Source organism: Acinetobacter sp. LT1 (genome assembly GCF_059800965.1).
This window is the reverse complement of record NZ_JBBAXE010000001.1, coordinates 202,666-215,415: the sequence shown is the minus strand read 5'-3', so window position 1 is coordinate 215,415 and position 12,750 is coordinate 202,666. Positions and strand designations below refer to the sequence as shown.

General features: G+C 39.4%; 13 protein-coding genes. 8 read left to right on the top strand and 5 right to left on the bottom strand.

Annotation, left to right across the window (positions count from 1 at the left end):
• Nucleotides 1-204: 204 nt before the first annotated feature.
• Nucleotides 205-2,499 (bottom strand): phosphoenolpyruvate--protein phosphotransferase, encoded by a 2,295-nt coding sequence (gene ptsP, locus WBW42_RS01015; RefSeq protein ID WP_005066019.1) that lies wholly within the window; start codon nt 2,497-2,499, stop codon nt 205-207.
• A gap of 85 nt (nt 2,500-2,584) precedes the next feature.
• Nucleotides 2,585-3,070, bottom strand: coding sequence for an RNA pyrophosphohydrolase (locus tag WBW42_RS01010; protein ID WP_000567255.1), 486 nt, complete (start codon nt 3,068-3,070; stop codon nt 2,585-2,587).
• Between the two features lie 182 nt (nt 3,071-3,252).
• Between WBW42_RS01010 and WBW42_RS01005 the strand changes: the two genes are divergently transcribed.
• The 3 genes from WBW42_RS01005 to WBW42_RS00995 all read left to right on the top strand — a co-directional run bounded on the left by WBW42_RS01005 (nt 3,253) and on the right by WBW42_RS00995 (nt 6,333).
• Nucleotides 3,253-3,903 (top strand): HAD family hydrolase, encoded by a 651-nt coding sequence (locus WBW42_RS01005; RefSeq protein WP_002115098.1) that lies wholly within the window; start codon nt 3,253-3,255, stop codon nt 3,901-3,903.
• A gap of 189 nt (nt 3,904-4,092) precedes the next feature.
• Nucleotides 4,093-5,532, top strand: a complete 1,440-nt coding sequence (locus tag WBW42_RS01000; RefSeq protein ID WP_032056259.1) for a DUF2252 domain-containing protein — start codon at nt 4,093-4,095, stop codon at nt 5,530-5,532.
• Between the two features lie 54 nt (nt 5,533-5,586).
• The gene (locus WBW42_RS00995; RefSeq protein WP_002115100.1) at nt 5,587-6,333 is read left to right on the top strand and encodes a sporulation protein; all 747 of its coding nucleotides are present in this window, start codon (nt 5,587-5,589) and stop codon (nt 6,331-6,333) included.
• Between the two features lie 34 nt (nt 6,334-6,367).
• On the opposite strand, the gene WBW42_RS00990 is transcribed toward WBW42_RS00995, so the two are convergent.
• Nucleotides 6,368-7,231 carry a LysR family transcriptional regulator gene (locus WBW42_RS00990; protein WP_005066023.1) on the bottom strand — a complete coding sequence of 288 codons (864 nt, stop codon included), beginning with the start codon at nt 7,229-7,231 and terminating at the stop codon, nt 6,368-6,370.
• Nucleotides 7,232-7,346: 115 nt separating this feature from the next.
• Nucleotides 7,347-7,601: a DUF2061 domain-containing protein gene (locus WBW42_RS00985; protein WP_005804193.1), complete on the bottom strand. Its 255-nt coding sequence runs from the start codon at nt 7,599-7,601 to the stop codon at nt 7,347-7,349.
• Between the two features lie 237 nt (nt 7,602-7,838).
• Here WBW42_RS00985 and leuC point away from each other — a divergent pair, with 237 nt between their 5' ends.
• From leuC to leuB, 4 genes are all read left to right on the top strand, one after another.
• On the top strand, nt 7,839-9,257 hold the full coding sequence (gene leuC / locus WBW42_RS00980) for a 3-isopropylmalate dehydratase large subunit (RefSeq protein ID WP_002115007.1): 1,419 nt from the start codon (nt 7,839-7,841) through the stop codon (nt 9,255-9,257).
• 18 nt (nt 9,258-9,275) lie between these two features.
• Nucleotides 9,276-9,923, top strand: coding sequence for a 3-isopropylmalate dehydratase small subunit (leuD, locus tag WBW42_RS00975; protein WP_002114814.1), 648 nt, complete (start codon nt 9,276-9,278; stop codon nt 9,921-9,923).
• A 112-nt stretch (nt 9,924-10,035) separates the two neighbouring features.
• Nucleotides 10,036-10,620, top strand: a complete 585-nt coding sequence (locus tag WBW42_RS00970) for a hypothetical protein (protein WP_005066026.1) — start codon at nt 10,036-10,038, stop codon at nt 10,618-10,620.
• 39 nt (nt 10,621-10,659) lie between these two features.
• A complete protein-coding gene (leuB, locus tag WBW42_RS00965; RefSeq protein ID WP_002114882.1) occupies nt 10,660-11,739 on the top strand; it encodes a 3-isopropylmalate dehydrogenase in 1,080 nt (359 codons plus the stop codon).
• A 53-nt stretch (nt 11,740-11,792) separates the two neighbouring features.
• On the opposite strand, the gene WBW42_RS00960 is transcribed toward leuB, so the two are convergent.
• The gene (locus WBW42_RS00960; RefSeq protein WP_005079209.1) at nt 11,793-12,200 is read right to left on the bottom strand and encodes a hypothetical protein; all 408 of its coding nucleotides are present in this window, start codon (nt 12,198-12,200) and stop codon (nt 11,793-11,795) included.
• A gap of 169 nt (nt 12,201-12,369) precedes the next feature.
• Here WBW42_RS00960 and WBW42_RS00955 point away from each other — a divergent pair, with 169 nt between their 5' ends.
• Nucleotides 12,370-12,744: a lysozyme inhibitor LprI family protein gene (locus WBW42_RS00955; protein ID WP_002114916.1), complete on the top strand. Its 375-nt coding sequence runs from the start codon at nt 12,370-12,372 to the stop codon at nt 12,742-12,744.
• Nucleotides 12,745-12,750 lie beyond the last annotated feature (6 nt).

The window sequence follows — 12,750 nt, the reverse complement described above, 5'->3', positions numbered from 1 at the left end:
TAACGCTCTGTAAATATACTAGGAGTAGGAGTCTTATTTTTCAAATGGATTAAACTGTCAATATTGATTTAAAAAACCGATTATATGTTTATTTAATAGATTAAGATGGCGGCAATAGTGAGATGAAATTTTTTATATTGAGTTGTAGTAGAAGCGATCTCAAATGAATAAAGGAGAGCATTGCTCTCCTTTATTGTTTATATATTAAACATTTACGATTCGATTCGATTTCACCATATCAGCTAAACCGTGAGTTTTAAAATAGTACTCAAGCCAACTTTTCACGATGAGTGGATTATTCATTTTCATGACATCATCCAGCAATTTTTGTGCATCTGTCATAGGGACATGACAAATTGCTTTTCTTACTCGCAAAATGTTACTCGAACTCATCGAAAGGGTATTGAAGCCCATCGCCATGAGCAGAATTGCTGATAATGGATCACCTGCCATCTCACCACAAATACTGATAGGTTTTTTGTATTCATGACATTCTTTAACTAAGCGGGTTAGCGCACGTAGAATGGATGGGTGAAAGTGTGAGTAAACGTTTGCCACATGTGGATTATTACGGTCAACTGCAAGTAAATACTGGGTTAAGTCATTTGAACCGACCGAGAAGAAATCGACGAGTTCGGCAAACTCATCAATTTGTAGCAGTACGCTCGGCACCTCAACCATAATTCCAATTTTTGGTTTGGTAATTTTAACTTGCTCTTCTTCTTGCACTGCAATCCAGTCACGCTCAAGTAAATAAAGTACTTCTTCTACTTCACTGACTGTAGTGACCATTGGCAATAAAATATGCAAATTATTTAAACCAATACTGGCTTTGAGCATGGCGCGAATTTGTGACGAGAAAATCTCAGGATGATCAAGCGTGAAACGAATACCGCGCCAGCCTAATGCCGAGTTTTCTTCTTCAATACTGAAATACGGCAAGTCTTTATCAGCACCAATATCCAGAGTTCGCATCACCACAGGTTTGTTGGCGAAATGGCTCAATTGTTGACGGTAGATTGCGCGTTGTTCTTCTTCACCTGGGAAACGTTCCCGTAACATGAATGGAATTTCACTTCGGTATAGACCTACGCCTTGAGCACCACGTTGTACTCCGCGTACTACGTCAATCATGAGGCCCGTGTTCACATAGAGCTGAACAGACACACCATCTGGAGTAATCGCTTCTTTGGTCTCGTATTGTTTGAGATCTTTTGCGATTTGTTCATCTTCTTTCTGAATTTCTTTATAGCGTTGACGTAAACGACGTGGAGGGTTTACAAAAACACGGCCCTGATAGGCATCCACAATCATTTCTGCATCATCAAGTGTGTTCACTGGCAGTTCAGTTACACCAACTACGGTTGGAATACCTAATGCACGAGCAACAATCACCATATGTGAGTTGGCTGCACCTTCGGATGTCACAATCGCTGCAATATTGTCTACTGGCAACTCAACGAGAGCAGCAGTACTAATTTCTTCACCAATTAAAATACTGTCCGGACTCAGGTCACGATGGCTAGAGTCTTCTTCTTGCAAAGAAGCTAAAATACGTCGCCCTAAATCTTTAAGATCAGAAACTCGCTCACGAAGATAGTCGTCTTCCATTTGTGCAAAAAGGGCAGTGTGTTTTTCAATGACACGACGTACTGCACCTTGTGCCCAATGTCCATCACGGATAAGTTCTTTAATTTCTGCTGGTAATGCATTTTCATCTAGCATTCTTAAGAAAACACTAAATAAAGCGCGCTCTTCGGCCATGAGTGAATCATGCATTTTTTCATCCAGAGAACGAATCTCTGAACGTACTGATGAAATGGCTTGATCTAAAATTCGAAGTTCATCACTAATATCTTCTGCTTCACGATCAGGCACAGAACCCAAATCGGCAGGCGGATATAAAATAATAGCACGACCTAAAGCAACGCCACCTGCACCTGAAGCACCCTGGAAGGTTTTATAGGCAGGTCCATTACTCGGCTTACGAAATACGTCAATATTACCTACTGCATGAGCATGAGCAATAACGCCAGAAAGCTGAGCACACAGCGTAACTAAAAAGGACTCGGCAGCTTCACTAAAATCTTGAGGAAGTTTGTTTTGGACAACCAAAACACCCATAACCTTACGACGATACATAACTGGTACGCCAAGGAATGAGTTATAAATTTCTTCGCCTGTTTCTGGTAGATACAAGAAACGCTCATGTTTTGGCGCATTGTCAAGGTTAACAATTTCTTCACGCTGCCCGACCAGACCAACCAAGCCTTCACCGAGTTGCAAAGAAACATGACCTACAGATTCTGGATTTAAGCCTTTAGAGGCCATTAATACATAACGCTGATTGCGTTCATCGAGTAAATAAATAGAACAAACATCCACTTTCATGGCCTCAGCAACCTGATTAACCATGATGTCTAATGATTCATGCAAACTGACGGACGCATTAACCTCTTGGACAATGCGCCGTAGAGTGTCGAGTTGCATGTTTGACATGGATGTATACTCCAGTATTTTTTTAGACTATGAATGTATTTATAACAGCACTTTTAATAAAAATCATTTGCTAGATAAATGATTTTTAGGGTAATTGTTGCATCGGCAACTGTGTACACAACTCCACCATGGCTTTACGATAAACATCACGCTTGAAGTTCACCACTTGTCCAAGAGGATACCAATAGCTAACCCACTGCCATTCATCGAATTCGGGCGGGTCGGAGAGGTTTAACTGAATATTTTTTGCAGGCGCAGTTAACTTCAGTAAAAACCATTTTTGTTTCTGTCCGATACATACGGGGTCAGAGTCTGACCGAATGTACCGATGTGGCAAACGATAACGCAGCCATCCTTTGGTTTGCGCAATAATCTGGACATGTTCGGGCAATAAGCCGATTTCTTCTCTCAGTTCTCGAAAAAGTGCCTGTTCAGGGGTTTCTCCAAACTGGATGCCTCCTTGTGGAAATTGCCAAGCATTGTGACCAATGCGCTTTGCCCATAAAACCTGTCCATCATCGTTTGCCAAAATGATCCCGACATTCGGTCGGAAACCTTCTGAGTCGATCATTTGGCTACCTAAATATTGTCTATATCGTTGACTTTAATCACGGGGACAAACACTTTTTTATGTCCAGCTCGAAAAGATCAAAGTAAAATGTTTAAATTGCTACGATCTTAACGAATTTCTATCGACTAGCGGAGATAGATTTACATTTTTTTTCTTAAATTTCAGTTTAAACGAGAATTTTCATGAAACTGGCGTTGTTTGATTTAGACCATACCTTGTTAAATACCGATTCAGACCATTCTTGGGGTGAATTTTTAGTCAATGAAGGTTTGGTTGATCCGGTTCATCATCGTCAGATGAATGATAAATTTTATGAAGATTACAAAGCAGGCCAACTTGACCCATATGCTTATAATGAATTTGTTTTTGGATTTTTAACGCAGCATGACAATGACTACTTAACTGAGCTCCACCAATTGTTCATGCAAAAAGTCATTCGTCCGCAAATGCGTCCAAAAGGTTTTGACGCAATCAAAAAACATCAAGATTTAGGCCATACCATTGTGGGTATTACGGCAACAAGTGATTTTATTACTGCACCGATTTTTCGTGAATTTGGGATTACCGAAATTTTAGCAACCAATGCTGAAGTGGCTGACGGAAAATATACGGGCAAAGTTGCTGGTTTAGCGTGTTATCAAAAAGGCAAACTTGCACGTCTAGATGCATGGTTGGAAGGCCGTAACGTGTCTGAGTCTTGGGCGTATTCCGATTCAATTAATGACCGTTTTTTACTTGAATATGCAACGCATGCAATTGCAGTAAACCCTGATGATCGTCTTGAAAAACTGGCTCAAGAACATAACTGGGACATTCAGGACTGGTCGATTTAAAATTGTGGAGTTGGAAGAACAATTTGAAAAGTTTTGAGGTCTTCCAACTCTTAATTATTTTTAAAATCATTTTTTAATATTTCTTATAAATCTTAGCTAAAAAAAGATATTGCTATGATTAATAAAATAAATTTTATCTTGGCAAAGATTTCAGAATATAAAAAATTTTAATTTAAAAATGAGGAAATAATGTCAAAAACAGCACAAATTAAATTACCAAAACAACTTTGGAATGATGAAAGTATTGATTTAACACGTCATAGCTATCAGGGGAAATTACTAAATAAAAGCCAAGGCTTCAAATTAGGTAAGGCTCAACGTAAAAAAGTTCCACGTGAACAGCTATCAAAGCTTTCTGAACGACCAAAAGGTACAACTGCCTTAACGGTCTATGATTGGAGTAACCAAGGACGTTTAGAAAAGCTCAAGCCGATTCGTGCAAAACGGATGAGTGTTTCTCCATTTACATTTTATCGTGGCATGCCTTCTTTGATGCTATTTGACCAAGCGTGGGAGCAGGCAAATTCAGGCTTATTTCAACAGATTTGTGGGGATTGTCATTTAAGTAATTTTGGTGGTTTTGCAAGTCCAGAACGTAACCTGTTATTTGGAATTAATGATTTTGACGAAACTTTAGTTGCCCCGTTTGAATGGGATGTAAAGCGTTTAGCAACCAGTTTTGTGATTGGGGCGCGTGATATTAATCTTGCAGAGAAAGTCGGGTTAAAAGCAATTAAAATAATGCTGAATAGTTATCGTCAGCACTTATTAGAAATTACAGAACTTTCACCACTCCAAGTTTGGTATGAAAAAGTTGATGCCAGTACATTATTAGAAAATACTGAGTGTCGAAAACTAAGAAAGAAACGCGAGAAGCATCTTGATTCAGCACAGAAAAGAACGGCGTACTCTGTTTTGCCGAAGCTTACGCAGCAAGATCAAGATACAGGATTTCGTCATTTTGTGGATGATGCGCCGTTATTATGGCATCCAGATGTAGATGAGCCATTTGGTAAAGATGTTGATGTATTTTTTCAACAATACCGTGATTCTTTGAAATATGATCGCCAAGTGCTTTTTGATCGTTATCAACGTACAGATGTGGCTTTGAAAGTGGTGGGTGTCGGAAGTGTTGGTACACGATCAGCGATTGCATTATTTCAGGATGCAGATCGGGAACCGTTAATTTTACAAATGAAAGAAGCGAATCCATCAATTCTCAGCCCGTTATTTGTAGACAAGGTAAATCACGAAGGTGAGCGTGTAGTGCATGGTCAGCAGCTCATGCAGGCTGCAAGTGATATATTTCTTGGGTTCTCTTCCATATCAAATCAACATTTTCATGTACGTCAGTTACGTGATATGAAAATCTCGGTTGATCTTAGTGACATGGATGATGAGTATTTCTATGAGTATGCCGAAAGTTGTGGTTTAGCCTTAGCTCATGCCCATGCTAAATCTGGAAATGCAGATGTACTTATGGGATATCTTGGCGAAGGTAATATGATAGTAGAAGTATTACAAACGTATGCAGAAGAATATGCAGAACGTAATCTAAATGACTATGACCAATTTATGAATGAAGTTGCAGATGGTAAGATTCAGCTCGCTGGAGATGATGCACTTTAATAATAAGTATGCTGCTACAGATGACAGGAAATAATTCGAAAGGTTAGAGAAAAAATGTTTAGTAAAATTATGTCTGGTTTGGGTCTTCAAGGTGTGACGGTAGAAACTGTTTTACAGAACCCAAGCTTGCAAGCAGGCAGCACATTGCATGGAGAAATTAGCTTTAAAGGCGGATCATCTGATAAAGAGATTAATGGTCTTTATTTGCAATTGGTAACGATGGCAGAAGTCGAATCTGGTGATCATGAGTTTAACCAACCTTTAGTTTTACAAGAGTGGTTAGTGAACTCTCGATTCCTCTTGCCGGCACATCAAGCACATTCTTTCCCTTTTAGTATTCAACTACCATTTGAGACACCAATTACTGAGGTTGCTTGTCGAAGAAATGGTGCACGTGTTTGGATTCAAACCCATATGGATGTTGATTGGGGATTAGATGCAACTGATCGTGATTATCTAAAGGTTCTGCCAACTCCAGCCATGCAAATGTTTCTACAGGCCATGCAGCGATGTGGCTTTGTTTTATCGACAGTAGATGTAGAAAAAGGGCAACTGACTGCGCGAAATTTTAGATCAACCATTGGTTGTTACCAAGAGCTTGAATTTGTCTCTTCACATATGTTTAGCGGATTTAATGAGGTTGAAGTTTCTTTCGTTGCTGAACCTAATCAAACTCACGTTATGCTTGAAGTAGACCGCCATTTTCGATCAGATCAGCTATTAACGATGACGATTCCACATCATATGCTTGATGAAAACCAAATGGTGCAACAAATTCGAAGCCTCTTAAAGCTTGGATAAATTAAATTCGAGTAGATGCTTAGATGGGAGTCTTTTATGCATCTTGCATCATTTTAATTAACTCCTGCATGGCTCTAGATTGAGTGCGTGCAGGATGCCAAACCATACCTAATTGACGATTCATCTCAACATTTAAATCAAGCTGCTGCATATCCTGATTCAACAGAGTTTTTGGTAAAACTGACCAACCCAAACCAATCGACACCAACATACGAATAGACTCAAGAGGGTTATTGCTCATGGTAATTTTGGGTTTAAGGCCTTGTTTTTCAAACTCAGCCAAAGTGATTTGAGCAGTATAAGTTTGTGCAGCGGGTAATAAGCTTGGATATTCAATTAAATCTTGTAAGGTAAGATTCTTCTTTTGTGCCAGCGGATGAAAAGGGGCAGCAACAAAAACTAAAGGATCATTCCAAATTGTAATGTAGTTAAGACGCTCATCTCCTGAAGGAGGAAGCGTTAAAAATGCTAGTTCTAGATCACCAGCTAATACTTGTTCATGGGCTTGCTCTGAATCAACAAAATGCACATCTAAGGTAACCTGCGGAAATTGCTGAACAAAATGCTTAAGTGGTGCAGGTAAATGATGTAAACCAATATGGTGACTCGTACCGACTTTTAAGCGGCCTTGTACCTGAGTTTGTTCATGGCTAAGCGTATGGTGAATATCACCCAGCTCATTTAACCAGTTTTTAACTTTAGGAAGTAATGAATGTGCAGCATGAGTTGCCTGAACACCTCGGCCTGCAGATTCAAATAGTTTTACGCCAAAATATTCTTCTAAACTGTGAATTCGTTTGGTAACGGCAGGTTGAGTAATAAATAACTGATCTGCTGCCACAGAGATAGACCCTGTTTCCATAACTTTTACAAAAGCTTCAAAGGCTGCAAGATTCATAATACAACTCAACTTGGAATAGAAAAATCGAGGGGCTAAAGTTGCCGAGCCAAAATCGTATCATGCTTGCAGCAAAACGAGTGAGAAAGTTATGAATTACCGCACTAATCTTAGCCTAAGCTGTTGTTTCTTTTTCAGCTAAGGCTGATATGCGGCGATCTTTAGCAGCCCAAACTTTTTCATGGAAGAAAAAAGCAAAAGCTTGTACGGTTGGTTCAAGCATACTTAATGTTAAAGCCATCCAGATATTACCTGTTACAAAGTATGCGACTAGCATTGCGACAGTAATATGCATAATGTAATAGCTTAAGGTTTTCTTTAAGGTACGTTGATTATTTATAACGAATTTTTGGATATTAGCCATGATCATTCTCTTTAGCCACTTTAGATATTTTTAGTATAGGCATTAGAGTATAAGATTAAAAATTGATTATGCAAATGATAATCATTAGCAAAAACGATTTATTAAATTTGATGCACCTTATGGAAGTTATAATTTATTCCAAAAAGTTTTCTAATTTATAAAAATGATAAATTAGATTTATGTGAAACTCTGGCTATAATCGAATAAAGATCAGAATTACCCAGTCCAATGGAGCAAGACGACATGGCAGGCAAAACTTTATATGACAAATTGTGGGATGACCACGTTGTTTCACAGCGTGATGATGGCTCATGTTTACTATACATTGACCGTCATTTATTGCATGAAGTGACTAGTCCACAAGCATTTGAAGGGTTGCAACTTGCGGATCGTCAACCATGGCGTTTAAGTGCAAACGTTGCTACACCAGACCACAATGTTCCAACATCTAAAAAGGAACGTGACCAAGGCATCGCTGGTATTGAAGATGATACGTCTCGTATTCAAGTTCAAACCTTAGATGACAATTGTAAAGCCTTTAATATTGTTGAATTTAGTATTAATGATATTCGTCAGGGGATTGTGCATGTAGTTGGGCCTGAACAAGGCTTAACTTTACCAGGCATGACGGTCGTATGTGGCGATTCACATACAGCAACTCACGGTGCTTTTGGTTGCTTGGCGCATGGTATTGGAACATCTGAAGTTGAACATGTGTTAGCAACACAATGTTTGATCCAGAAAAAATCTAAAAACATGTTAGTTCGTGTAGATGGCGTATTGGGTAAAGGCGTAACACCAAAAGATGTTGTGTTGGCCATTATCGGTAAAATTGGTACTGCTGGTGGTACAGGTTATGCAATCGAGTTCGGTGGTCAAGTTTTCCGTGATATGTCGATTGAAGGCCGTATGACGGTATGTAACATGGCGATTGAAGCAGGTGCGCGTGTCGGTATGGTGGCTGTTGATGACAAAACCATTGAATACGTGAAAGGCCGTAGCTACGCACCAAAAGGCGAGCAATGGGAACAAGCAGTTGCTTACTGGAACACATTGCATTCAGATGAAGATGCTGTGTTTGATGCTGTAGTTGAGTTAAATGGCGCAGAAATTGAACCACAAGTATCTTGGGGAACTTCACCAGAAATGGTTATTCCTGTTACTGAAGCTGTGCCAACTTTAGAACAAGCGAAAGATGACGTACAACGTAATGATTGGACACGTGCTTATCAATATATGGGTTTAAATGCAGGTCAAGCATTAGCTGATATTCAGCTTGATCGTGTGTTTATTGGTTCTTGTACTAACTCACGTATTGAAGACATCCGTGCTGCTGCTGAGGTGGTTAAGGGTCGTAAAGTGGCATCTACCATTAAACAAGCCATGATTGTTCCGGGTTCTGGTTTAGTTAAGCAACAGGCTGAAAAAGAAGGCTTGGATAAAATCTTCTTGGAAGCTGGCTTTGAATGGCGTGAGCCGGGTTGTTCAATGTGTTTAGCAATGAATGCTGATAAGTTACAACCAGGTGAACACTGTGCTTCGACGTCTAATCGTAACTTTGAAGGTCGTCAAGGCAATGGTGGTCGTACTCACTTGGTGAGCCCGGCAATGGCGGCAGCGGCTGCAATCGCTGGTCACTTCGTTGATGTTCGTTCATTTTAATTCGGTCTGGAGCAAACCATGAAAGCTTATACAGTTGAACAAGGTATCGTTGCACCATTAGATCGTGCCAATGTTGATACAGATTTAATTATTCCAAAACAGTTTTTAAAGTCGATTAAGCGCACTGGTTTTGGCGACAACTTATTTGACGAGCTTCGTTATTTAGACGAAGGCTATCCGGGACAAGATAACTCGGTACGTCCAAAAAATCCGGATTTCGTTTTAAATCAGCCTCGCTATCAAGGTGCAACCGTTTTAATTGCTCGTACTAACTTTGGTTGTGGTTCAAGCCGTGAGCATGCGCCTTGGGCATTAAATGAATATGGATTCCGCACTGTTATTGCACCAAGCTTTGCTGATATTTTCTTTAATAACTGTTTCAAAAATGGCATGTTACCTGTCATTTTGCCAGAAGAAACAGTTGAGCAGTTATTTAAAGAATGTGCTGCTAATGAGGGGTATCAATTAACAATTGATTTAGCGGCTCAAGAAGTACGTACGCCAACAGGTGAAGCGTTTAAATTTGAAGTTGATCCATTTCGTAAGCACTGCTTGTTAAATGGATTGGATGATATTGGTTTAACTCTTCAAAATGCGGACGCAATTCGCGCTTATGAAGAAAAAACTAAACAAGTTCGTCCTTGGGTATTCCAAGAGTTGAATTAACCTTTCGGTACATTTTAAACATAGCCATGGCGTAGCGTTCAAACTCTTGCTAACATGCTAAAGCATAAAAACACCTTAGAATTATGCACTAGATGAGGATTGGGCTTGAACAATGAAGAGGAACGTTACTCATAGCTTTTTGTTGAGCCTGTGCGCAATAACACTCAGTGCTTGTCAAAGCACTTACAATGTAGTGGATACTGTCCGCATTAAGCAGGCTGAACAAGAAAATTTGGGGCAGAATGCAGCAATATATTGTTCGGGCGCGAAGAGTTGTGAATTTGAACGACTAAATGATATTACTGTAGTGGATGCGCAAACACGAAGAATTAGTAATCAGGCAATTCATCAAGGGATTGTGAGATTACAAGGTTCAGTGCTTAGCCAAACTAACAGCTTATATTTATCTGTGCCTGCTAAACAATATGAAGTGGTGATCCGTTTCTATCCGATCTCTCCGGATCGTGCAGAAACATTTCATGTGATTCACCAGTTTAATGCTAACCATCGCTATACATTTAAAATGTACCGAGACAAATCTAACCGTTCGGGTAGTTTGCTGAATGTTTCTGTACCAGATCCATTATGTGTCGATTTAGAACAAGATGGGCATGTCATTCGCCGTTTTTGTCGACCATTTGATGTTACAACAGGACTAGGTGAATTCCTTGAGCAGAAAAAACTAACACCGCGGTAGTTGTAGCACTGCTTGTCTTTGGAAAATGGAAAAAAGTTCATGTCTAAACAGATTTTAATTTTAGCTGGTGATGGTATTGGTCCTGAAATTGTTGGGGCAGCAGAAAAAGTATTAAATACAGTAAATGAAAAATTTAATTTATCGTTAACTTGGGAACATGGCTTATTAGGCGGCGCGGCAATTGATGCGCATGGTGAACCGTACCCAGCAGTAACAAGTGAACAAGCAAAAAAAGCTGATGCAATTTTATTAGGTGCGGTAGGCGGACCAAAATGGGACACTATTGAGCGCTCTATTCGCCCTGAACGTGGTCTTTTAAAAATTCGTAGTGAACTTAACTTGTTTGCTAACTTGCGCCCAGCGATTTTATATCCGCAATTAGCAGATGCTTCTAGTTTGAAGCCTGAAATTGTTGCTGGCTTAGATATTTTAATTGTTCGTGAATTAACTGGCGGTATCTATTTCGGTCAGCCACGTGGTATCCGTGAACTCGAAAACGGTGAAAAGCAAGGGTATAACACTGACGTTTACTCTGAAAGCGAAATTAAGCGTATTGCAAAAGTAGCTTTTGAACTTGCAGGCTTACGTGGTGGAAAGGTTTGTTCTGTAGATAAAGCTAACGTTTTGGAAGTTACAGAGCTTTGGAAGCAAACAGTTACTGATTTACAGCAAGCAAATTATTCAAATATTCAGCTTTCACATATGTATGTTGATAACGCTGCAATGCAACTTGTACGTGCACCGAAACAGTTTGACGTGATCGTAACGGGTAACTTGTTTGGCGACATCTTATCTGATGAAGCAGCAATGCTTACAGGTTCAATCGGCATGTTGCCATCGGCTTCGTTAGATGAAAATGGCAAAGGTATGTATGAGCCTTGCCATGGTTCTGCACCTGATATCGCGGGTCAAAATGTGGCAAACCCATTAGCAACTATTCTTTCAGTTGCAATGATGCTTCGCTACACATTCCGTGAAGAAGCTGCTGCAAAAGCAATTGAAGATGCAGTAGGTCAAGTGCTTGATCAAGGTTTGCGTACAGCAGATATTATGTCTGAAGGTATGACAAAAGTAGGTACGGCTGAAATGGGTGAGGCTGTTGTAGCTGCTCTTGCTTAAAAGCTTATTATAAAAAAACGCAGCGTTGAGCTGCGTTTTTTTATGCCTATGTTTTAACAGGCTTTACCTTCATATTGAATTGACTCGGCAATGTCATTTTTAAGCTGGAAAATCACTTTGCAATTGAAATTAATATCATAAGAATTGCCGCTCAGATTTCCTGATTGGACAGGAATAGAGCTTCCTCTCATATCAACATTACTCACCATCGGAATAGGAATGCTTAAAGGACGCAAAATCGTATAGATGAGCTGATTGGGTGTTTTTTGCGGTGTATTGGCGACTTGAAAACCAAGACTACGTAGATTGATATCTTGTTGAATGGTCGCCGATGATTTTCCTAAAAAGCCTTTTAAATATTCCTGTAAATCTACGGATTGACGTGGGTGGCTAGCACAACCGTTAAGACAAATAATGATGAAAGATAATAAGCCAATTTGGCAGCGGGTATATATGTTCATTTTTCTCACTATATGAAATTATATTTATTATTAAAGAACAATAGGTTGTATTTACAAGCTTGTAAAGCAAAAAAGGAGGATTAAGATAAATGGAGAATAAGTTTATTTAGAGATTCATACTAATATTCAAAAGGCTTTATAATTATTTTGTAAAAAACTTAAGGAAAACATGATGAAAAAAATATTTTTTGCATTTCTATGCAGCTTTGGCGTGACTTCAGTCTATGCAGATAACTGTGATAGTGCCCGCAATACTTACGATGATATTTACTGTACAAATAAAATTTATGCGAGTGCTGATGCAGATCTAAACAAGAACTATCAAGCACTGCGAGTAAAGTTAAACACCGCGCAGAAAAATATTCTTAAGAAGTCTCAGCTTGCATGGATACGTCAACGTGATGCTGAGTGTACAGATTCAAATAGGAATAGTGTAGACGTGCAATGTCGTTTACAGACAACGCAAGAAAGAAACCATTGGCTGCAAGAAAGATTGCGTGAATGCCAAACGGTGGGATGTAAAACCAGTCGCCTAAGTGAATAAATAACG